Origin of the sequence: Pseudoalteromonas sp. A41-2 (assembly GCF_015767615.1) — a bacterium.
GTDB classification, from domain to species: domain Bacteria; phylum Pseudomonadota; class Gammaproteobacteria; order Enterobacterales; family Alteromonadaceae; genus Pseudoalteromonas; species Pseudoalteromonas lipolytica.
Window position 1 is genome coordinate 790,926 of record NZ_CP065231.1, and the last position, 22,530, is coordinate 813,455.

A 22,530-nucleotide genomic window follows, 5' to 3' on the forward strand; every position below is an offset into this window, starting at 1 on the left:
GTACAGAGTATTTCATATTTTTTTCAGTGTGTTAGTTTGAAGTAAGTGAGGGATTAGCCCCGCATTAACATACTTGTTGAGTGAAAAAATTATACAAAAATGTGTGCAAACGCTATGATCGCACCCAGAAGGGTGGAAACCTGTGGGTTATTAATCGTGTTTAGGCATCATTATAATCATTAATAATGCTATTAAGGTGAATTAAGTTGATGAAAAAATTGCTTGGCTTACTGTGTTGTTTAACGACGTCTATCGCTTATGCGCAGGGAGATGTAAAACAACCACAGTTGATAAAAAAGTCGACAATTCATGCCAGTATTACACTAGGATACGGTGGTATAGAGAACCCTGTTCTTGGTGCGGATAACGTCACGTCTCCTGTTTTACCAAGCGTGGCTTATTATGGTGATGATTGGTACTTCGACGACTTTTCGCTTGGTTACAGCTTAATCGAAACCCCAGATTACTATGTCGATTTACTCGGCCGCTTTAACGATGATGGTTTCTTTTTTGAGTTGGATGGTATCGATAAACTGTATGCCACGGGTGTCATTAGAACAGGCACTGATAGACCAACAAGACCCTCAGCTTCACCAATAAACCTGACCCCCATTGAACGCGATTTATCGTATATGGCAGGGGTAGCCTCAGCGGTAAACGTGTACGACTCTGTGTGGTTAAGTGCTGCATATTTTCACGATGTAACGCATGTACATGACGGTTATGAATTACTTTTGACTGGCTCTCGTGAATTTAAATTGTTTTCGGGTATCGCGGGTATAGAGGCCGGCGCGACCTATAAGAATGAAGAATTAATCGATTATTACTATACCGTTTTACCATCAGAAAGTGTGGTTCGCTTACCTAAATATGATTTAGAGAGTGCGGTTAATTATCACTTAAAAGTGAGTTACGTATACCCACTGAGTGACAGTTTTAGTATCGACTTTAAGCTCAAACACACGTGGCTTGATAGCCATTTGGCACGTTCACACATGATCGAAAAAAATGGTTACTTTTCGGGTTTTGCTGGAATTACTTACCACTTTTAGGCCAGCGTATTGCAATTTCAGCCCCACCGGTGTCTGTGTTGTTTGCAAGTGTTATGACCCCACCATGCCAGCTGGCAATGCGATGCACAATGTAGAGCCCTAACCCATAGCCGCTTGCGAGTTTATCCCCTTCACCTTGTTTAAAAGGCTCTATGAGTGCGTCAGCATTTATAGGCAGTCCGGGCCCGTCATCAGTCACACTAATGGTATAAAAATCACTTTCTTCCGCGCTGTGTATTAAAATGGTGTGTTTTGCGTACTTAGTGGCATTAATCAGCAAGTTTTGAACGGCAATGGCCATAAAGCTTGCTTCGCAATAGGCATTTATTACGTCTAATTTAACGCTAAACTTAAGCTCTTTGTAGAGTTCAAATTTGTGGATCTCAGTCTCAATCAACCTTGTCAGGTTGGTTTTCTCTTGATTAAAGACACTTTGTTGATGCTCTAATCGTGCAAATGACAAATATTGTTCAAGGCGTAATTCAATTTCATCGATATCGCGTTCTATTTGAATACTTTCTTCTGTTTCACATTCAGAAATCGACAGTGCAAAGCGCATTCGCGAGAGTGGGGTACGAATCTCATGGGAAATAATGCGTGATAAATCATTATGAAGTTGTACAAACTGTGTGATGCGATCAGACATATGAGTAAAGGTATTTGCTAAAGGCGCAATGGAGGAGTTTGGTTTGATATCCAGCTCTATGCGTTGCGGCTTTTTACTGAAACGGTATGCGGCACGTTGCAATAACCCTAAATCACGAAATACAGGGCGAATAAAGGCTAAGATCATGGCTGCAAGCAAAATGTAAAATGCAAAAAAAGCGAGCCAGTCATTTTTACTTTGTGAAATAAGCGTAATAGGGCCGACTCTTTGTATTGCACCATTATCGCTCTTCAAATAAACAAATTGTTGGCCGTTTTCATTGACACTGATAATGCCATCTCTGTCGAATGATGCCTGTAAAGAGTCAGGTAAAATTAACTCATTTTGATTAAATGCGTTAATACGCGTGTCTTTATGTTGAGCGATGAGTGCTAATTCATCCACACTGAGTTGAATACTAGGGGTTTGCTCTAAGAAAAACTGATTATAGAGTTGGCCAAATGCAAGCACTAAGGCAATTAAACTTACGGTGATGATTAAATAAAGTTTAAAAAACTGCTGCTTCATATTTCTGAAATATCCAAGCTGTATCCTTTACCTCGCACAGACTTGATATCTAAAGATTCTTTATGATCTTTAATGGTTTCTTTTAGTTTTTTCCTGAGTCGACTGATTTTTAAATCGATAGCACGGTCAAGTCCGTCGTACTCACGACCGATAATATGTTTGAACAAGACTTCACGTGAAACGGGTTGTGGTGAGTTTTTGGCAAGGTAGGCAATAATTTCAAATTCACTGTCGTTCAGGTTAAGCGCTGTGTTATGGAAAAAGATATCTCTTTTTTTATTATCGATGCGCAAAATATCGTTTTGTTTAGAAAAGTTATCTTGGCCAACTGAGTGGGTAATTATGGTTTTAATTTTGGCCAGTAGTAATTCAGGCTTGATTGGTTTTAAAAGATAGTCATAGGCGCCCAAATCTAACCCTTTAATTTGTGATTGCACTGAATCTAAGGCGGTTAAAAAGATCACCGGACAGCTGAACTTTTCTTTCAGCTGCGAAATTAGTTCAAAACCATTACCATCTGGGAGCATTATGTCGCAGATAATAAGTGATGGAATAAAGGTAATTTCGCTTTGGCGATATGCCTTTGCAGTATTAAAAACATCAATTGTGTAGCCATGCTTCAATAAATACGTTTGAATTAAGCTAGCTAGCTTTACATCATCTTCAATCAAAAAAATATGGTGCATTATAAACTCCAGCCAAAACGCCGTTTAATACGATAATCTTTAGCTTCATAGTTTGCTATTGAAAGTAATTGTTGTTGAACAACTTCATTGTTTATCGGATTTATTAGTTTAACAGTCAGCGGGTGCTCGGTTTTTATTATAAATTTTTCAATAATTAAGCCGTTTTGTGTATAGCACTGTGTGTACTGTGGGCGTTGTGTTACCTCTAAGCAAAGTTCTTTAAATGGGGCTAACCTAAAGTGAACTTGAATATTAAATTCACATACTTTTTGTTTTGTATCTGTTACACACACAATGGGTGATACTTTAAAAAAAGGCTGGTCTGTACTTTCATCGGCCAGCAAATTTGCTGAAAAGCACAAACATAAAAACAGTAATGACCAGCTTAATCGGTTTATCATTTAACCAAGCCCCTGTTTTCTAAAAGTCTTTTTTTCAAAGTAATATTAACCATTGAACGTTGGTGTAACGTACCTATCTCAATATGAGAGCTCATTTTTATGCCGCTTATTATAATTATGATTATGCAGCCTATGAGTGGCAATTACACGATAAAAAACGTGTTCATCATACCTTATTTACCGTTCCCGCCACAAATAGCACTAAGAACTGCCAGCGCTTTCAGACCTATTTGTGTTTTTGTCGCGACTTCTAAGTTAGCGCCTTGTTTTAAAATAGAATCTGAATTTATATTTAGTTAAAATTAATAACTTTTCATTACGCTCTGGCGCTGCTTTAGTGTTCACTATTGTTGTTCATTTGTTAACTGTTGCGTACAAATTGATACAAAGTTCATTTTAGATATAAAAACCAACATTTTAGTAATTGTAGCTAAACTCTCGCTGAGCGTGTGACTTATATTTAACAGATTCGACCTCTCCTATAAATTTTTCTGGTAGTATAGGCAGGTTATAAGCAGTTTAAGCAGTGAACAATTATGTTAAGTCCATTTTATCAGCAACATGCTGATTACGTCTCTATTACTCGTGAGCAAGGTTGTCGTTTTGCTAAGTCCGTGGCAGATGACTTTAATCCGTTACACGACAAAGATACCAAAAAGTTTTGTGTACCTGGCGATTTACTTTTTTCGCTTGTACTCAGCCGTTACGGGATCAGCGAAAAGATGGAATTCACTTTTGCTGGTATGGTTGATGAGACATCAAAGCTCTCTTTTCCAGAAGGCGCCGATGAATTTGATATCACTGATGGCGATAAAGTAATGCTTAAAGTGAAACGTGAGGGGGCGGTCAGTCAATGTCCAGATTTGATCAATAGCTTAATTAAAAACTACGTTGAGTTTTCTGGTACCACTTTCCCGCATGTGATCATTCCATTAATGGGTAAGCAAGATGTAATGATCAATCCAGCACGACCTATGGTTATCTATGAGTCAATGCTCATTAATTTAGACCGACTTGATATTACGTCACCAGCGCTGCAATTCGCGGAGCCTGATTTCACTTATACAGGTAAGCGAGGAAAAATCACCTTACGTTTCGATTTATTAGAAAAGGGTGAAAAAGTCGGGTCAGGCGAAAAGCACATGGTGGTGTCAGGTATTCGTGAATACTGCCAAGCAACCGTGGATGATTTGATTGCGTTTTATAATCAACGCAAAGAAACACTTAAACCTGCATAACGGCAACGCTTGTAAGAAAAGGCGCTTTAGCGCCTTTTTTGTTTTTAGTGTTGCGCGTACAATAGACGTTTTACAGTAATTGTGCACCCTATCATGTCAGTAACCAGCTTTTCAGAGTTAAACCTTGCGCCTGAACTCCTTTCAGCATTGCAAGCAGAGAATTATCACACCCCAACGGCTATTCAAAGCCAAACTATCCCGCTTATTTTAGCCGGGGTTGATGTTATGGGAAGTGCACAAACAGGCACGGGTAAAACAGCTGCCTTTGTATTACCACTGCTTGATAACTTATTGCGTGAAGAGCCGCTGCCCGAGGCTGTAAAAGTTTTAATCCTGACACCAACGCGAGAGCTTGCACAGCAAGTATTTGCCAGTGTTGAGCGTTATGCAGCTAATACACCTATTAAAGCCGCGCTTGCTTATGGCGGCGCCAGTATTGGCCCACAAATTAAAGCCATTAAAGGTGCGCAAGTTGTGGTGGCTACACCGGGACGATTACTTGATCATGTGATTAAAGGGAGCATTAAATTATCTGCCATTAGTGCCCTTGTTTTTGATGAAGCAGATCGCATGCTTGATATGGGGTTCATTGATGAAATAAAGCGTATTCTTCGTCATGTTCCAAAACAGCGCCAAACCTTACTCTTTTCAGCCACATTTGATGACAGCATTTTTGAGCTAAGTAAACAGTTGTTGAATGATCCTAAGTTAGTTGAGGTTGATAAACGCAATTCGGCTGCTGTTGAAGTTGAACAGATTGTGTATGCGGTTGATGAGGATCGTAAACGCGAACTCGTTTCACATATGATCGGCATGAAAAATTGGCAACAAGTACTTATATTCACCCGCACTAAACAAACGGCCGATAGTCTGGCAAAAGAAATGTGTAAGGACGGCTTAAAAACGGAGTCTATTCACGGCGATAAAAGCCAAGGGGCGCGAGACAAAGCGCTGCAAAATTTTAAGACGGGTGTCACTCGAGTACTTGTCGCTACAGATGTTGCGGCGCGTGGCCTTGATATCGCCTCATTAAAGTATGTAATTAACTACGAACTACCCTATGTTGCAGAGGACTATGTTCACCGTATAGGGCGGACAGGACGAGCGGGTGAAACTGGGTTGGCCATGTCATTGGTGAGTATTGATGAGCAATGGTTACTGGATGAAATTGATGTTTTATTAGATACACGCTTAACACCACAATGGCTGCCAGGGTACGAGCCTGATTTAACAAAAGAGCCAAAACAAGTCCGAAAAAACACGAATAAGGCACGACGCTCTCGTGACAAAAAACGTATATTAGGGCAAAAAAATCCTAGGCGCCGATAGATTAAGCTGTATCAGTGCTAATTTAAGGGAGCCTAAATTAGCACTAATCAACACGCTAATAGCATAAAGTCGTATGTACATTAGCTTGGTGAACAAAAGCGTTTAATGAACTGTTATGCTTACCCGCATTTTCTTTGCTAGCGACCACGTTTTCTTGTTTTAAAATCGCTGTTAATTAAACGTATTGGTATAAACACGCACATTATTTAAGCGATTTGTTTTTCGGCTAGGTTTAATTCCATGGTTGCTTTAAGTAAGCGGTAAAGATTAATTGACGCATCAATTTCTTCTTTACGGTTTGTTAAGCTCTCAATATTTAAACCAAGTGGCACCGCTAAATGTGCGCAGCTTTGTAATATGAGGTCAAGATTTTCACGGCAAATGCGTACTGACTCACTCAATGGATTTGCAGAATCAAGCATGCGCCATTTTGTTGCCTCCGGTACAGAGATACCCAGCCACTCCATAAAATCTAACGTTTTCTCACCACCACAGGGTGTAAACGTTAAAATTATACGCTTAGGTGCGATGCCTAACGCTTTGCAGCTACGTGCATAGCTAGTGATTAAATCAATGGTTGCTTGTGCGTTGTAGACGGCTTGTGAAATAAAAAACTTACAACCTTGCTCTGTTTTTTCTAATAGACGGTCATGCTCGTTACGTTTGCTTGCATGGCGTTCAGCAATAGTCACACCGCCAAGAAACACATCATTGTCTTGCTTAGCAAGGGTGTTGTAAGCATCCGGTAAACTTAGTTTGATATCACCATGCGAAGATGGGCTGCCTACCAAGACTAGATTTTTTAAATCAAACTCATTACGTGTTTCGTGTAGCCAATCGGTAAATTCAGCTTCACCGCGCTGAGCAACACTTTTGTAAGTAATAACATCTAAATGAGACAGGCTACGCAACAAATGGCTGTACTCACGTGGGTCTACGGTTTCTTTAAATGGAAACGGACGCGGCTTTTCTGTACGGCTGCTCTCATCTTGAATGTCGTAGATAATGACACCATCGTATTCAATTTCATGAAGGCGACCCAATAATTTTTGTGCAATGGTTTCAAGCATGGCTTTATCAGTGCCTGATTTAGGCGGTGTGGTACCAATCAGGTATACACCCTGATTGGTGTCTTCAATTTTCTCTTGTAGTGATAAAGCCATAATCCTCATTCCAGCTCGTGCCTGCGTCTATGGGAAATAATATAGCAGCCATTTAGACGTCTAGATAGATTTTTCTGTTGAAAGTTTTTCAATGAGCATGAATTTAATTCAAGTTGGTGGTGAGGTGTTATCTTAAATTGACACACCTGTTTACATTAATTGTGCCCTTGACCCTCATATTTTCCAGTACTTTCATGCATAATCAAACACAACTGATTATGAGAAAAATAACTAACAAGTAAAATTAAAGGATCATTATGACATTTAGATTATTAGCGACCAGTGTTGCTGTAACGCTTGCTCTTAGCGGGTGTGCGACGAATTCACAATCAAATATGGTTAAAGAAGTCGAAATAGAACAGGTTGTCAGCCAAGAAGATAACCGTGTATTTAGCCAAGATTACGTTTTAGAAGAACTAGAAAATGGTCTTCGTGTCATGGTGGTAAAAACGGATTACCCCGATGTTGTTTCATTACAAATTCCCGTGTCGGTAGGTTCTCGTAACGAAGTAGAAGAAGGCAAAACGGGCTTTGCTCACTTTTTTGAGCACATGATGTTTAAAGGCTCAGAAAAATTCCCACAAGACGTGTATTCAGATATTTTAAAAAACTCGGGTGTTGATAACCGCGCGTATACTACTAATGATTACACCAACTATCATTTAAACTTCTCAAAAGAGCACCTTGATAAAGTGCTTGAAATTGAAGCTGATATCTTTCAAAACCTCACGTACAGCGAAGAACAGTTCCGTACAGAAGCCTTAACAGTGAAAGGTGAGTACTTAAAAAATAATGCCAGTCCAATTCGTAAATTGCTTTCAGCAGTGCGTAACGAAGCATTTGAGAAACATACTTATAAACACACCACGATGGGCTTTTTTGAAGACATTGAAGCCATGCCAGATCAAATGGCTTACGGGAAAGAGTTTTTCGCAAAATTTTATAAACCAGAATATGTATCGTTGGTCATTGTTGGTGATGTCGACCCTCAAGAAACCATGGCAATGGTGAAAAAACATTGGGGTAACTGGAAAAAAGGTGATTACCAAGCAGATATTCCAGTAGAGCCAAAGCAACAAGCGCCAAAATATATACATGAGCAGAATGACGGTTTACCAGGCCATTGGTTGCTTGTATCGTATAAAGGCACTGCGTGGGATCCAACGCAAAAAGATCGCGCCGCACTTGATTTAATCTCACAGCTTTATTTCTCAAATAACTCAGCGCTTTATCAAGAATTGGTGGTTGATATGCAAATCGCAAGTCAAATGTTCACTTATAATCCTGATACAAAAGATCCGGGGTTATTGCATGTCTTTGTAAAAGTAGAAAACGAAGCCGATCTTGCAAAAGCACGTGATGCCATTAACCGCACATATGTACAAGCACGCACTGAGCTTGTTGATGCCCAAAAACTGGCAGACTTAAAATCAAATTTAAAATACAGCTTTATCAATGGGCTTGATTCATCGCAATCAATCGCCTCGACACTTGCAAGCTACATGCATTTTGAGCGTGATCCAGAGGTAATCAATCAGCTCTATGCGACTGCCGATAGCATCACCCCAGAAGACATTAAAGCGATAGCGAATAAATACTTTGTTGATTCAAGCCGAACTACAGTGACGATGTCGGCTTTAGATAACGTGGCAGGATTTGAGCAAGAAGTTGACCTAAACGCAGCCGTTGCAAGTACAGAACAAGCGCCAACAGAGCGTCATTTTAAAGTGCTCGATAAAACCAACAGTTCACCATTGGTTGATGTTAACTGGTTATTTAATACCGGTGCCGCGGCCGATCCAGCAGGTAAAAAAGGCGTCGCCGCATTAACGGCAGCCATGCTTGCGAAAGGTGGCTCAGAAACGATGAGCTATAAAGACATTCAAAAAGCGTTATACCCACTCGCGGGTAGCTTTGGGTATCAAATCGATAAAGAGATGATTTCGTTGCGCGGTCGTGTACACAAAGACAATGCGGCACAGTGGTATGCGCTTGTGAGTGAACAATTACTCAACCCAGGTTTTAGAGAAGATGACTTCAAACGCCTGAAAAAAGAGCTTATCGATAGCATTAAAGCGGGGCTTAAAGCATCAAACGATGAAGAGCTCGGTAAAGAAGTGCTTTATCATCAACTGTATAAAGGCCACCCATACGAAAGCTATAACTATGGTGACTTATCTGATCTGGAAGCATTGACGCTTGATGATGTAAAAGCGTTTTACGACAAGCAATTCACACAATCAAAACTAACTGTAGGTTTAATTGGTGCGATTCCAAGCGATGTAAAATCGGCGATGCTAAAAGATTTAACATCGCTGCCACAAGGCAAAGAAAGCCGTTTAGTAATTCCCGATGCGCCAGCACTGAGTGGTCACCATGCCACCATTGTTGAAAAGTCGGCGCAATCAACAGCCGTGTCGTTTGGTTTCCCAATAGAGACGATTCGTAGTAGTGAAGATTGGACTGCATTATGGCTAGTGCGTTCATACTTTGGCGAGCACAGAAGTTCAAATAGCTTCTTGTATCAGCGTATTCGTCAAACCCGTGGTATGAACTACGGTGACTATGCGTACGTTGAATACTTCCCACGTGGTATGTTCCAAACTAAGCCTGATGCGAACTTAGGCCGCTCTGAGCAAATTTTCCAAGTATGGCTGCGTCCATTGCGCTCTAATAACGATGCGCACTTTGCAACCCGTACCGCGTTATTCGAGTTAGATAAGCTTATTAAAAACGGCATCAGCAAAGAAGATTTTGAAGCAACGCGCAACTTCTTAATTAACTTTGTGCCACAAATGGTGGCAAGCCAAGACCGCCAACTAGGCTACGCGCTAGATAGTGAGTTTTATAATACAGAGAGCTTTGTTGACTATGTACGTGGCAAGCTTGAAAAGCTAACACTTGAGGATGTGAACCGTGTTATTCGCGAGAATCTGCAAACCGACAATATTCACTATGTGTTTATTACAGGTGACGGTAAAGACATGCAAAAGCGCTTAGCGTCAGAGCAAACATCGCCTATGGTTTATAACGCAGAAAAACCAGCAGAACTTGTCGCGGAAGACAACGTGATTGCTGATTATAAGCTCGCTATTCCAGCGAAAAATATATCAGTCGTTGATGTAGAAAAGGTGTTTCAATAACACACAATAGAGTGCTCCTTTAGGGGCACTCTTCTTTATTTGTTTGCGGGTAGTGATCAGCAACAACAAGTTTGTTGCGGCCAGTATCCTTCGCTTGATAAAGTGCATTATCGGCCATTTCGATCAATTGCATGGCATTATCAGCGACGTTTGGCACAAGTGTTGCCAAACCAATACTGACTGTTAAAGGGTGGCCAGCCAGTTCGGGGAGCTTTAATGCTGTAAGCTCGGCCATAAAACGCGTTAATAGCATTTGAGCCTGTAAACAGTGAGTATTTCCCAACACTAATATAAATTCTTCGCCACCGTATCTTGCACATAAATCGCCAGGTCTACGCGCGTAGTCGGGCAGTATTTTTGCGACTTCTTTTAGGCAAGTGTCACCAACGACATGGCCAAAGTTATCATTGAGAAGTTTGAAGTTATCTAAATCAATCATCGCCAGCGATATGGGAAGTTTGAGTCGCATGCAGCGGCTCCACTCTTGCTCATAAAAGTCATCAAAATGACGTCGATTAGCAATTTGTGTCAGACCATCAATATGCGCTAACTCTTGAACTTGCTGTTCAGCAAGTTTTCGTTCAGTGATGTTTAAATGACTAATCACCACGAAACGCTGCGCATTATACTCCAGTGGCACAGCACGCATCATAAACCAGCGTTTTTCGATGTCGCTATGACAAGGGTACTCTAAGTAAAATTCAGGTTCTTGATGATTGATGACTTTATTGAGACCTGCTAAGGCTTTTATTCCAAAATCATCGCCTTGTATTGCGGCTGACTTGCAGATAGCTAAGTAATTTTGTTTCTGCCATTGAATATTACAGTCACAGTTATTCTCATCGCCAAACGTTTGCCAACTGCGATTAACAAATATGATATCGCCCAGCTCATTGATAACAACGATATGCTCTGAGATGGTATCAAGTATTAATTTCAAAAATTCTTTTGATTCAACCACATTGGTTCCTGACCATGACTACTCAATTAAGATTAGCAATAAATGCTGAGTTTTCACTGTTGTTGATGTAAAAAATAATCCGAAGCACTTAATTTATTGCGCAGTTCATTTTACTGCATTGTGAAGGTGTTACAACAGGGAATAAGTCGATACTTCAAATAACAGTAAAACAGGTTACTCATATTTTAAGTAACCTGTTTTACGTAATAGAGAGGCTGTTGAGTCGGTTTTAAGGTTTTGCTATTTAGTTTTCTGCCAGAATCACACCAAGGCTCAACTCTGACAGTTAATCTATTTGTTATAACAATGCGCCAACTTCCACGCCGATAGCTAACAACAAGGTTGCTGCAACAAAGGCGATGAGCACTGCGTGACCACGCTGTTCTTTTTTCATCGTTCACTCCTAAAAAATAACAAATACTGTTGCCATACCCAGTGCAAAACTAACACACGATGAAGCTGCAACAATTGCGGCCAAGTTTTGCTTCGATACTGCTTTTGCTTCGCTTTCAACGGCTGGTTCATCGTCTAGTTTGATAAGCTCACCTTGGCGTACTTCAAATACCGCACATAGGCTCATGGTGGTTTCTTTTGATGCCGCACCTTCTTTTTCAACGCGTTGAATGGTTCGTAGGCTTACATCACAGGCGTCGGCCAACTGCTGTTGTGTCCAGTCGAACTTAAGCCTTAATGTTTTAATTGTATTAGGGTTTAATTGCATCACTTACTTCCCAATAAACGGCTCGATAAGTGTGATAAAGGCAAAACCAAAAATAGCCCCCCCAATAAAGCAACCTAAGGTAACCATAGCAACTTGTTTTGGGTTATCAGTCAGTGCGGTTTGCGTGCTTTGCTTTACCAATTTGCCAGCTTTAAAAAACGAACATTCAAGCTTGCCTGTTAGCATATTTTGCATCTTAAATTCGACTGCATACGCATTATCTTGGTAGTTAAAGTCGTGACGACTTTTAAAGCCGAAGCTGCGCTTCTCACTAACCAATTCATCGTTTACATATATTTCTTCTTTGCCGCTCATGATGTGACCAAAGCATGCGATTTGGTTATCACCATCTTGAAAGTAAAGTTTATAACCTAGTTTATGTGAGTTTAGTACGTCGTTTTTCATCATCGTTTCCTTGTTAAGTTGATGATGTAAATTTAATGATTATTTTTGTTTTTTACGCCGTCAGCGATACGCCAGTCCCTATTTTGGCATATGACAGCCAAGATGTCATATTGGTTTTGTTATTGAAATATAAGCGAATTATTTTAAGTGGTTCGATTGATGTTGTATCGGTCACTGTCGTATTGGCTTGCACTAAAATAACCGTTAGATAACAAAAAAGTAGCGATGACACTCTGGTTATTAGATATAACCAGAACAAATAAACAACGGGTTAGTACATCTTGCTACAAATCCGTTAAACTTAAGGCATAGCAGTTAGGTACAACCAGAAAGGCAAAAATATGCGTCATGAAATTTGGCAACAGCTTCGCGAAGAAGCAAACGAAGTCGTTACTCGCGAACCATTATTAGCAAGTCATGTTTACTCGTGTGTGTTAAATCATGAGTGTTTGGGGTCGGCGCTGAGTTTTATTGTTGCTAATAAGCTGGCAGATGCCGTCGTGTCAGCATTTACTATTCGTGAATTATTTGACCAAGCCTTTGTAAAATGTGACTTAATGCTAACGCATGTGGCCCATGACATAAAAGCTGTTAAAGATCGTGACCCCGCAGCCGATAGTTATTTAACTGTGATACTTAACTTAAAGGGCTTCCATGCAATACAAGCACACCGACTCGCACATTGTTTATGGCTGCAAAACAGAAAAGAGCTTGCTCGCTTTATTCAAAGTAGAACCTCAGAAGTATTTGGCGTTGATATCCATCCTGCTTGTAAAGTCGGTCATGGTATTATGTTTGACCATGCAACTGGGATTGTAATTGGTGAAACCGCGGTTATCGAAGATAACGTATCGATTCTACAGTCTGTGACATTAGGCGGTACGGGTAATGAGCAAGGCGATCGCCATCCTAAAATTCGCGCAGGCGTTCTAATTGGCGCGGGTGCAAAAGTACTTGGTAATATAGAAGTCGGTGAGGGTGCGCGTATTGGCGCAAACTCTGTGGTATTGAGTCCTGTTCCTGCCCATACAACGGTGGTTGGGGTGCCAGCTAAAGTAGTCGGTAAACCAAACTGCCCATGCCCCGCAGAAAGCATGAATCAAAACTTTTTAGATGATAGTGCAGCCACCCCTAGCAATGAATCGCATACGAGTGCTATGTTGTAATTTCAATTACATTGTTATTTAAAGGGCAACGGAAGTGTCTAAATTATCTTTAGGGTTAGTCGTTGCAGCGTCTTTTTTATGTGGCGCTGCTGCGATGTCGTTCTATCAATCTTTTTCTGCTACAACAACGTCTGACATTGAGCCAGCAGCGCCGAGTGTTGCTGGTTATGAACCGCATGAAACTTCATCTGTGAGCATTAAAAAACCTGAAACCATGAGCGCTCAAAATGAGCCACTCAACAAGGCGCCTATAGAATCCGCTACGGCAACTGAGCTTGTGCAACAAATTGAAGAGTTACAGCAGCAAGTGGCAAATCAACAAACAATTATAGCCAGTTACAAAGCGGCGGTTGTCTCACCGCAACAGATTAATTCGCGTACCGAGGCATTGTACAGTTTATTAGAAGAGCAGGCGCGTGATGAAGCATGGGCGTATCAAACAGAAACGGCCATGGCAGACTTTCTTATCATGGCCGATTTACCTGTACAGCCAGATATGACTGTTGCCAACTGTAAAACCTCCGTCTGTGAATTTAAATTGCAACAGCCTGAAGGGGTTGATTCACTTCCTGCACATTATTGGCGAAATATCAGCGATAAGTTGATGGAGCAAGGCTGGTGGAAGCAGTTTAAATACTCTTCTTCCACATCAAGCGACGATACTCTGAGCATCATTGTTAGTACTGAACAGTAAATAACGCACAGCTAGATCACGTTTGATTTTAATTGGCCGTCCGCTAGTTCAGTTATCAATAATTCCCCTGATTTGATATCAGCCACTGACTTCACAACGTGACCGTGCTCATTTTTAGTGATGCTGTAGCCACGTGCTAGCACGCTTAGCGGACTCACCGAGTCTAAACGGCTTGCTTGCAGTGAAAGGGTGTTACGAGAGATTGAGAGCTGTTGTTGCATAGCTTGCGTTAAACGGCCATGTAATTGCACTAATTGATGTTCGCTTCTGGCCAGCTGCTTTTCAGGTGAACGCTGCATTAAACGCGGTGTTAAGTTTGCAAGAACGCGCTCATAATGCTGAATTTTACCGTTAATAGCGCTGTGCAATGCGAGGGTTAACTCATCTAATTTTTGAGTTTGCTGGTTTAACTGGTTACGCGGATGACACAGCTGCAAACGATGTTCAAACTGTGTTGCAGTGCTGCGTTTAACAGACAGTGTATGTTTAAATGCATGGTGTAAATGCTTCACTAACTGACTGACTTTATTGTGTAGCTCCTGCGTGTTAGGGCTAACAAGCTCGGCAGCGGCAGAAGGTGTAGCGGCACGTATATCGGCTACATAATCACTGATTGTGGTGTCGACCTCATGCCCAACTGCGCTGACAATAGGTAATTCACTGGCAAATATAGCGCGGGCGAGTTGTTCATTGTTAAAGCACCATAGATCTTCTAATGAGCCACCGCCACGACCGAGTATTAATACATCAACTTCATGTCGCTGGTTAGCAATATTAATTTTTTCAATAAGTTGGCTGTGGGCATCAGCCCCTTGCACCATGGCAGGGTAAATCACAACTTCAAGCTGCGGTGCGCGACGCTTTAAAACGGTTAAAATATCGCGGATGGCAGCCCCAGTCGCAGAGGTAATGACACCAACGCGGTTTATCGTAGTGGGGAGGGGCTTTTTATGTGCAGAACTAAAAAGGCCTTCAGCGGCAAGGCGCATTTTCAGTGCATCGAATTCTTGTTTTAGTAACCCTTCACCAGCCGGTGCCATATGCTCAACAATGAGTTGATAATCACCGCGCGGTTCGTACAATGAAACCCGAGCACGCACTGTGACTTGCGCGCCATTTGTTGGGCGAAAAGTCTGTCCACGGTTATTGCCTCGCCACATAGCCGCTTTCACTTGAGCTCTGTCGTCTTTTAAAGTGAAATACCAATGGCCTGAAGCCGGGGCAATAAAATTAGAAATCTCGCCCGTTAACACAAGTGATGAAAAGCCTTGCTCTAAAACATGGCGAATTTCCTTATTTAGGCGCGAGACCGTATAAATAGGCTGTGTTGAGTGCGTTAAAGCCATTTAAAACCCCAATAAAATAAACTGCGTCTACTTTATCATAAATAAATGCGGAATTTTATTTACTCATGCGCATAACGCTGATAAAATTTGGCCGCAATTCCTTATACTCAGATCCACATGTGAGAAGTTGCCAAAATGCTTAGAATTGCTAAAGAAGCTCTTACCTTTGACGACGTACTTTTAGTACCAGGTCATTCTACTGTTTTGCCACACACGGCAAATATTTCAACTCGCTTAACGCGTGGTATCAAACTTAACTTGCCGCTAGTTTCAGCATCTATGGATACTGTAACAGAAGCTCGCTTGGCGATTGCGCTAGCGCAAGAAGGCGGTTTAGGTTTTATCCACAAAAACATGACAATCGAAGAGCAAGCTAAAAACGTACGTAAAGTAAAAACGTACGAGGCAGGTATTGTTTCTTTCCCTGTTACTGTGACTGCGGATCTAACAATTGCTGATGCTATCGCGCTTTCAGAAGAAAAAGGTTTTTCAGGTTTCCCTGTAACCGACGCTGACAATAACCTTGTAGGTATTGTTACAAGCCGTGATATGCGTTTTGAAACTAAACTTGAGCAGCCTGTTTCTACAGTGATGACGAAAAAAGAATCGTTAGTGACTGTAAAAGAAGGTGCAGACCGCGATGAAATTTTAGGTCTCATGCACGAGCACCGTATCGAAAAAATTCTTGTAGTTGATGATGCATTTAAACTGAAAGGCATGATCACTGTAAAAGATTATCAAAAAGCACAAGACAAACCTCACGCATGTAAAGACGAACAAGGTCGTTTACGTGTAGGCGCTGCTGTAGGTGTTGGCCCAGGTACTGATGAGCGTATCGCTGCCCTTGTTGAAGCGGGTGTTGACGTATTACTTATCGATACTTCACATGGTCACTCACAAGGTGTTATCGACCGTGTTGCACAAACTCGTCAAACATACCCAGATTTACAAATCGTAGCGGGTAACGTTGCGACAGCTGAAGGTGCAATTGCCCTTGCTGATGCAGGTGTTGATGCCGTTAAAGTGGGCATTGGCCCAGGCTCTATCTGTACTACACGTATCGTTACAGGATGTGGTGTACCACAAATCACCGCTATTTCAGATGCAGTTGAAGGCTTAAAAGGCCGTGACATTCCTGTTATTGCTGACGGTGGTATTCGTTTCTCTGGCGATATCGTAAAAGCACTGGTTGCGGGTGCATCATGTGTCATGGTGGGTTCAATGCTCGCGGGTACAGAAGAAGCACCAGGTGAAGTTGAGCTATATCAAGGCCGTTACTACAAGTCATACCGTGGTATGGGTAGCCTTGGTGCGATGAACCAAAAAGAAGGTTCATCAGACCGTTACTTCCAGAAATCGAACGAAGCAGACAAGCTTGTTCCTGAAGGTATCGAAGGCCGTGTTGCTTATAAAGGACCTATTGCGACAATCATTCACCAACAAGTGGGTGGTCTTCGCAGTGCAATGGGCTTAACTGGCTGTGCGACAATTGAAGAGTTAAATACTAAACCTCAGTTTGTCCGTGTAACGTCGGCTGGTATGGGTGAATCACATGTTCACGATGTGCAAATCACCAAAGAAGCGCCAAACTACCGTTTAGGTTAATAACCGTAACGTATTGAAATTACATGGGCTAGCATATGCTAGCCCTTATTTATTTTTCATCTCCCCTGTGGGAGAGCAGTTCCTGACTAACGAGATACTCCATGAGCAAAGACATTCACGATTCACGAATTCTCATTTTAGATTTTGGTTCGCAATACACGCAATTAATCGCACGTCGTATACGTGAAATTGGTGTTTACTGTGAGCTGTGGGCTTGGGATGTAACAGAAGAGCAAATCCGCGAGTTTAACCCACAAGGTATTATCTTGTCGGGTGGCCCTGAGTCAACAACGCTTGATAACAGCCCACGTGCTCCAGAGTATGTATTTAATGCAGGCGTGCCTGTACTTGGTATTTGTTACGGCATGCAAACAATGGCAATGCAACTTGGCGGAAGTGTACACAGCTCAGATAAGAAAGAGTTTGGTTATGCGCAAGTTGAAAAAGTAGGCAACTGTGCGTTATTCGATGCTATTGAAGATCACATTACAGATGGCGGCGCAGGCGTACTTGATGTATGGATGAGCCACGGCGATAAAGTAATGGAAGTACCTGATACTTTCAAAACGACTGCTAAAACATCAACGTGTCCACATGCTGCTATGTCATGGGAAGAAAAGCGTTTTTACGGCGTACAATTCCACCCAGAAGTGACACATACTCACCAAGGTCTTCGTCTTCTTGAGCGTTTTGCGATTGATATCTGTGGCTGTGAAAAGCTTTGGACACCTGCAAAAATCATCGACGATGCGATTGAGCGAATTAAAGAAACAGTCGGTGACGATGAAGTTATCTTAGGTCTTTCAGGTGGTGTTGATTCATCGGTTGTTGCGATGCTTATTCACCGTGCGATTGGCGACAAGCTGACTTGTGTATTTGTCGATAACGGTTTACTTCGTTTAAACGAAGGCCAACAAGTCATGGATATGTTTGGTAACAAGTTTGGCCTAAACATCATCAAAGTAGATGCTGAAGATCAATTCCTTGCAGATCTTGCCGGTAAATCAGACCCAGAAGACAAGCGTAAAGCAATTGGTCATACATTTATCAAAGTATTTGATTCAGAAGCGAAGAAACTGAAGAATGCACGTTGGTTAGGTCAAGGTACTATCTACCCAGACGTGATCGAATCTGCTGCATCAGCAACAGGTAAAGCACACGTAATCAAGTCTCACCACAACGTAGGTGGTTTACCAGACGACATGGAAATGGGTCTTGTTGAGCCTTTACGTGAGCTATTCAAAGACGAAGTACGTAAAATCGGTCTTGAGTTAGGTTTACCGTACGACATGCTTTACCGTCACCCATTCCCAGGGCCAGGTTTAGGTGTACGTGTACTGGGCGAAATCAAGAAAGAATACTGTGATTTACTTCGCCGTGCAGACGCTATCTTTATCGAAGAGCTACACAAAGCTGAGCTTTACCACAAAGTAAGCCAAGCGTTTACGGTATTCCTACCTGTTAAATCAGTCGGTGTAATGGGTGATGCGCGTAAGTATGATTGGGTTGTATCACTGCGTTGTGTAGAAACAATCGACTTTATGACAGCACGTTGGTCACACTTACCTTATGAGTTCTTGGGGGTGGTGTCTAACCGTATCATTAATGAAATTGATGGTATCTCACGCGTTGTTTACGATATTTCAGGTAAGCCACCTGCAACTATCGAGTGGGAATAATCCTTTTATTTCTGTAACTACCGTATAAAAAACGGCGGATTAGCTTGCTAATTCGCCGTTTTGTTTATTTTGAAAGCAGTTGAACCACAAACTGTGTTTTTTTACTTTACCTTTATAAAAAGCTCTATATAATTCATCGTCATTGCAGGGGCGTAGTTCCAATTGGTAGAACAGCGGTCTCCAAAACCGACGGTTGGGAGTTCGAATCTCTCCGCCCCTGCCATTTCTTCCCGCTTTACTTTAATCGCAAATCTCCCTATATTACTTGCTCTTAATCATGATTGAGTTGTTATGAATCCAAGTTACGCTGCGATATTTTCTGTACAATCTTTAGAGTTAAACCAACACTATCGAACAGTGCCTGATGTTCAAGTAGAACATGCGCCAATGTCTGAGCAAACGCCGCTTACACTCTCGTTACAGTTTCATCATGATCTTGAAAAAGCATGTGCTCCTTTGGTGATTACACACGTTGTCAAAGCGCCAAATATAAGCTGGCAGGATGGCTGTTTAGCCTTACCAAGTGAGAAACTTAACAGTGAGCAAAAAAAACAATTGTGGTCTTTAATTGGTGAACAACTTGATAAGCTTTAAGCCTGTTGATGCAAATTATATAACTCAGCTAATGACAATCGAAAATGCCTGTCACAGTCACCCATGGACCGAAAAAACCATGTTGTCGTGTTTAGCTGGACGTTACTTTAATCTTGCCGCTTTTAAAGGTGATGAGATGCTTGGTTTTTACATTGGTGAGCAAGCTGGGCCTGACTACACGTTAATGGATATTTGTGTGGCGCCAAGTCATCAGGGGCAGGGCATTGCAAAGCAGCTTTTAGATGCTTTTATTCATCATGGTGAGCAACAGCACGCTGAGAATCTATTTTTAGAAGTGCGAGAGTCAAACACGCGTGCCATTGCACTATATGAGCGTGCAGGTTTTTCTCATATGTCGGTGCGAAAAAATTATTATCCGACAGCAACAGGTAACGAAGATGCCATTTTAATGGGCTTAACTTTACGCTTCTAGCGTTTAAGAAGCCTTTTTTAACGCACTGATAAGCATTTCGTAACTTTGTTCTATTTGCTGGGCTTGGTTACTGCGTAGTGCCGTTTCGAGTTGCCCCGCAGTCTCATGGATTTCCTCAAAGCTAAAGCAACCCGCACTGCCTTTTAGACTGTGTGCCAGCGAGCGTAATGCTTCCCACTCTTTAGTTCGGTACAACTGCACGACTTGGTTGAGGTAGTCAGGTAATTTAGAACGGTAGTTGTCGTTAATTTGCTGGAACTTCTCACTCTTGAGTAAATTTTCCCACTTGTTTTGACTGTCTTTTTCAATATTTAAATAACTAACCAGCACTTGCTCAAGGGCATTTTTATCAATCGGTTTTGCAAGTGCTTCATCGCAGCCTGCTTCGAGATAGGTGTCAACATCGGTTTTCATTACATTTGCCGTAAGCGCGATGATTGGGCCATCGTAGGCTGCATGGCGCAGCATTTGCGTCGCCTCTAAACCACCCATAACAGGCATTTGCATGTCCATAATAATGAGTTGGTAGTCATTGACGAGTGCCATTTCAACGGCTTCTGCGCCGTTTTTCGCGATGTCTGGCTCAAGTCCCCAGGTCTGTAATAACAGTTTGATAAGCAATTGGTTATCAGGGTTATCTTCGGCGACCAATATATTTGCATCAAAACTATTTGAGGCAAAAGAAAGCTGTAGATCTTTACTGGGTGACAATTGCTCTAAGTTATGAATAAAGGCGTCATTTTGTTGTTGCTCTGGTTTTAGGTGACACGCAATTTGCACTGTAAAACAGCTGCCTATACCGGGCTCGCTCTTAAGGTAAACATCCCCTCCTAATAGCTGAGCCAAGTTTTTTGAAATACAAAGTCCTAACCCAGTACCGCCAAAGCGGCGAGTTGTTGTGGCATCGGCTTGTTCAAACGGTTTAAACACCCGTTCAACTTCGCGCTCTGACATACCAATACCTGTATCTTGAATCGCAAATTCTAAATATTGTTTTGCACTGTTGTAGCGAATATCAATGGAGATATGCCCTTGTTCGGTAAATTTCACCGCATTACTGGCTATGTTGATTAATATTTGCTTTAAACGGGTCGTATCACTGTTAATACTTTTAGGAATTGGCAGGCTGTAGTTAATTGTAAACTCTAATCGTTTTTCGTTTGCCAGTGGACGAATAATCGAATCAAGATCATGAATTAATTGGACGACTGAGCATGGCCCACACTCTACAGCAAGCTTCTCAGCTTCAATCTTTGATAAGTCGAGAATGTTATTAATGAGCTCAAGCAGGTGTTTTGAGTTTCTTAAAATAGTGCTTAAATGCTGGTCGTCATTCACGGCATCTTTATTGTGAAGTAGCTGTTCGGTAAACCCCATAATGGCAGTAAGAGGCGTGCGAATTTCATGACTCATATTCGCTAAAAAACGACTTTTAAGTTGATTCGCTTGTTCAGCTTGTGCAATGGCTATTTCAAGCTTGCTATTCATTGCTTCAAGTGCTTTTGTACGGCTTTCAACTTTATCTTCTAGGTGGTGTTTATACTCTTTTAACTCATCTTGATAATGACGAATCTGGTTCACCATGTGGTTAAAGTCGTTAAATAATACACCGACTTCATCATTGGTGTGGGCGGGTAAATACACCGATAAGTCACCATCTCCAACGCGATGGCTGGCCGCACCCAATAACTCAACAGGGGTGAGTAGTAAATTGCGTACCACAATATAAATTAAAATGGGTAACGAAATAACCGAGATGATCACAATCAGCGCGGTGATTAAACTAATGGCTTTACCTGATTGGTAAAGTAAATCTTTGGGCGTGGTCGATACGTAATAATCGCCATCGGTCATTTGTACCGCATAAATAATACGCTCTTCTTTATCGATACTCGACAGTTCAATGCTAGACAGCTTGCCATAATCGGCCAAGCCTTTAATTTGTTCTAATTCATACTCACTTAAATAGTTGCCCCGTAAATCGTAGTCGGAGCTAAAGAGTATTTGCCCTTTACTGGTCAAAAATAGGTTTAAGGTGTTATTAAAAGGGGCTTCTAAAATACTGGTGTTCAAAATTGATGGTTCAACATGAACAACGATAAAGCCTAACTCTTGGGGTCGTTTTAAGTAATAGTCGATATTGTAGATAGGGTGCACAAAATAAAGACTGGTTGAGCCGTCTTCTTTGGGGATCATAAATTGTTGTTGACGCAAATTAGACTGTAGAACTTGATCAAAAAACGGGTAACTTTTAGGTGCAGGAGTTAATTGGCTCGAATAAAACGCATCACTTTTACCTTGCGAGTCAACATAGTTAATGCTGACAATATCGGGGTACGCTTCTGAGTAACTGGCAAATACATTCATTAACTCGCCGAGGTGTTCTATATACTGATTTTTCGAATTAGGCTCGCGTGCTAAAAAATCGGCAAGTACCGGAGAGGTTGATAAAAGGCGAGTAATAGAATGAAATGAGTCAATATAGTTGAAAATTTTATGCTGTTGCTGCTCAACAAAGCGACTCACAATAAGCTCTGCTTGTTTTTTTGTTGAATTGGTCACATTGGTTAACGTAAAGCCACCTAAAAACAACAAAGGTAAGATCACTAATGGCGTGATATACCATAATAATCGAATACTGAGCTTACTGGTTTTCATGACCTAAATTGATATCCCTCCGTGCAATTTGTCAATAGTATGCGTTACAACTTGATTACACAAGCTTAGCAAAAAAGTGAAC

General features: G+C 41.5%; 20 protein-coding genes and 1 tRNA gene. 12 read left to right on the forward strand and 9 right to left on the reverse strand.

Annotated elements, in window-relative coordinates; translation table 11 throughout:
- The first annotated feature begins 209 nt into the window (after window positions 1-209).
- Entirely contained in the window at window positions 210-1,052 is an 843-nt protein-coding gene (locus tag IT970_RS03720; protein WP_075593813.1) for a MipA/OmpV family protein, read from the forward strand.
- Here the strand turns inward: IT970_RS03720 and IT970_RS03725 are convergent.
- The 3 genes from IT970_RS03725 to IT970_RS03735 are packed head-to-tail and all read right to left on the reverse strand — an operon-like array spanning window position 1,036 to window position 3,313.
- Window positions 1,036-2,226 (reverse strand): ATP-binding protein, encoded by a 1,191-nt coding sequence (locus IT970_RS03725; RefSeq protein ID WP_118844048.1) that lies wholly within the window; start codon window positions 2,224-2,226, stop codon window positions 1,036-1,038. The genes IT970_RS03720 and IT970_RS03725 overlap by 17 nt on opposite strands.
- Window positions 2,223-2,912, reverse strand: coding sequence for a response regulator transcription factor (locus IT970_RS03730; RefSeq protein WP_036970639.1), 690 nt, complete (start codon window positions 2,910-2,912; stop codon window positions 2,223-2,225). The genes IT970_RS03725 and IT970_RS03730 overlap by 4 nt, the downstream gene beginning before the upstream one ends.
- Entirely contained in the window at window positions 2,912-3,313 is a 402-nt protein-coding gene (locus IT970_RS03735; protein ID WP_036970636.1) for a DUF3019 domain-containing protein, read from the reverse strand. The genes IT970_RS03730 and IT970_RS03735 overlap by 1 nt, the downstream gene beginning before the upstream one ends.
- A 536-nt stretch (window positions 3,314-3,849) precedes the next feature.
- Here IT970_RS03735 and IT970_RS03740 point away from each other — a divergent pair.
- Complete coding sequence (locus IT970_RS03740) at window positions 3,850-4,551, forward strand: DUF3581 domain-containing protein (protein ID WP_196857617.1); 702 nt, start codon at window positions 3,850-3,852, stop codon at window positions 4,549-4,551.
- A gap of 93 nt (window positions 4,552-4,644) precedes the next feature.
- Window positions 4,645-5,880 carry a DEAD/DEAH box helicase gene (locus tag IT970_RS03745; protein ID WP_036970629.1) on the forward strand — a complete coding sequence of 412 codons (1,236 nt, stop codon included), beginning with the start codon at window positions 4,645-4,647 and terminating at the stop codon, window positions 5,878-5,880.
- Between the two features lie 206 nt (window positions 5,881-6,086).
- Here the strand turns inward: IT970_RS03745 and IT970_RS03750 are convergent, their stop codons facing one another.
- A complete protein-coding gene (locus tag IT970_RS03750) occupies window positions 6,087-7,043 on the reverse strand; it encodes a methylenetetrahydrofolate reductase (protein WP_065978452.1) in 957 nt (318 codons plus the stop codon).
- 257 nt (window positions 7,044-7,300) lie between these two features.
- Between IT970_RS03750 and IT970_RS03755 the strand changes: the two genes are divergently transcribed.
- Window positions 7,301-10,186 (forward strand): M16 family metallopeptidase, encoded by a 2,886-nt coding sequence (locus IT970_RS03755; RefSeq protein ID WP_196857618.1) that lies wholly within the window; start codon window positions 7,301-7,303, stop codon window positions 10,184-10,186.
- Between the two features lie 19 nt (window positions 10,187-10,205).
- On the opposite strand, the gene IT970_RS03760 is transcribed toward IT970_RS03755, so the two are convergent.
- The 3 genes from IT970_RS03760 to IT970_RS03770 form a co-directional block, all read right to left on the reverse strand.
- Window positions 10,206-11,147: a sensor domain-containing diguanylate cyclase gene (locus IT970_RS03760; protein WP_118844050.1), complete on the reverse strand. Its 942-nt coding sequence runs from the start codon at window positions 11,145-11,147 to the stop codon at window positions 10,206-10,208.
- 403 nt (window positions 11,148-11,550) lie between these two features.
- The gene (locus tag IT970_RS03765) at window positions 11,551-11,868 is read right to left on the reverse strand and encodes a helix-turn-helix transcriptional regulator (RefSeq protein ID WP_074989757.1); all 318 of its coding nucleotides are present in this window, start codon (window positions 11,866-11,868) and stop codon (window positions 11,551-11,553) included.
- Between the two features lie 3 nt (window positions 11,869-11,871).
- Window positions 11,872-12,276 carry a hypothetical protein gene (locus IT970_RS03770; protein WP_065978449.1) on the reverse strand — a complete coding sequence of 135 codons (405 nt, stop codon included), beginning with the start codon at window positions 12,274-12,276 and terminating at the stop codon, window positions 11,872-11,874.
- Window positions 12,277-12,308: 32 nt separating this feature from the next.
- On the opposite strand from IT970_RS03770, the gene IT970_RS03775 reads away from it, so the two are divergent.
- The 3 genes from IT970_RS03775 (at window position 12,309) to IT970_RS03785 (ending at window position 14,133) form a co-directional block, all read left to right on the forward strand.
- On the forward strand, window positions 12,309-12,485 hold the full coding sequence (locus IT970_RS03775) for a hypothetical protein (RefSeq protein WP_162898024.1): 177 nt from the start codon (window positions 12,309-12,311) through the stop codon (window positions 12,483-12,485).
- Between the two features lie 129 nt (window positions 12,486-12,614).
- Window positions 12,615-13,439, forward strand: coding sequence for a serine O-acetyltransferase (gene cysE / locus IT970_RS03780; RefSeq protein ID WP_036970620.1), 825 nt, complete (start codon window positions 12,615-12,617; stop codon window positions 13,437-13,439).
- Window positions 13,440-13,473: 34 nt separating this feature from the next.
- Window positions 13,474-14,133: a hypothetical protein gene (locus tag IT970_RS03785; RefSeq protein ID WP_074989758.1), complete on the forward strand. Its 660-nt coding sequence runs from the start codon at window positions 13,474-13,476 to the stop codon at window positions 14,131-14,133.
- Between the two features lie 11 nt (window positions 14,134-14,144).
- On the opposite strand, the gene xseA is transcribed toward IT970_RS03785, so the two are convergent.
- The gene (gene xseA, locus IT970_RS03790) at window positions 14,145-15,479 is read right to left on the reverse strand and encodes an exodeoxyribonuclease VII large subunit (protein WP_036970617.1); all 1,335 of its coding nucleotides are present in this window, start codon (window positions 15,477-15,479) and stop codon (window positions 14,145-14,147) included.
- 135 nt (window positions 15,480-15,614) lie between these two features.
- Here xseA and guaB point away from each other — a divergent pair, with 135 nt between their 5' ends.
- The 5 genes from guaB (at window position 15,615) to rimI (ending at window position 19,790) form a co-directional block, all read left to right on the forward strand.
- Window positions 15,615-17,084, forward strand: a complete 1,470-nt coding sequence (gene guaB, locus IT970_RS03795; RefSeq protein WP_036970614.1) for an IMP dehydrogenase — start codon at window positions 15,615-15,617, stop codon at window positions 17,082-17,084.
- A gap of 101 nt (window positions 17,085-17,185) precedes the next feature.
- Window positions 17,186-18,763, forward strand: coding sequence for a glutamine-hydrolyzing GMP synthase (guaA, locus tag IT970_RS03800; RefSeq protein ID WP_065978447.1), 1,578 nt, complete (start codon window positions 17,186-17,188; stop codon window positions 18,761-18,763).
- Between the two features lie 146 nt (window positions 18,764-18,909).
- Window positions 18,910-18,986, forward strand: a tRNA-Trp gene (locus tag IT970_RS03805).
- Window positions 18,987-19,054: 68 nt separating this feature from the next.
- On the forward strand, window positions 19,055-19,357 hold the full coding sequence (locus tag IT970_RS03810; RefSeq protein WP_036970608.1) for a hypothetical protein: 303 nt from the start codon (window positions 19,055-19,057) through the stop codon (window positions 19,355-19,357).
- Entirely contained in the window at window positions 19,344-19,790 is a 447-nt protein-coding gene (rimI, locus tag IT970_RS03815) for a ribosomal protein S18-alanine N-acetyltransferase (protein ID WP_065978446.1), read from the forward strand. The genes IT970_RS03810 and rimI overlap by 14 nt, the downstream gene beginning before the upstream one ends.
- 3 nt (window positions 19,791-19,793) lie before the next feature.
- Here the strand turns inward: rimI and IT970_RS03820 are convergent, their stop codons facing one another.
- Window positions 19,794-22,448 carry a hybrid sensor histidine kinase/response regulator gene (locus IT970_RS03820; RefSeq protein ID WP_118844052.1) on the reverse strand — a complete coding sequence of 885 codons (2,655 nt, stop codon included), beginning with the start codon at window positions 22,446-22,448 and terminating at the stop codon, window positions 19,794-19,796.
- Window positions 22,449-22,530 lie beyond the last annotated feature (82 nt).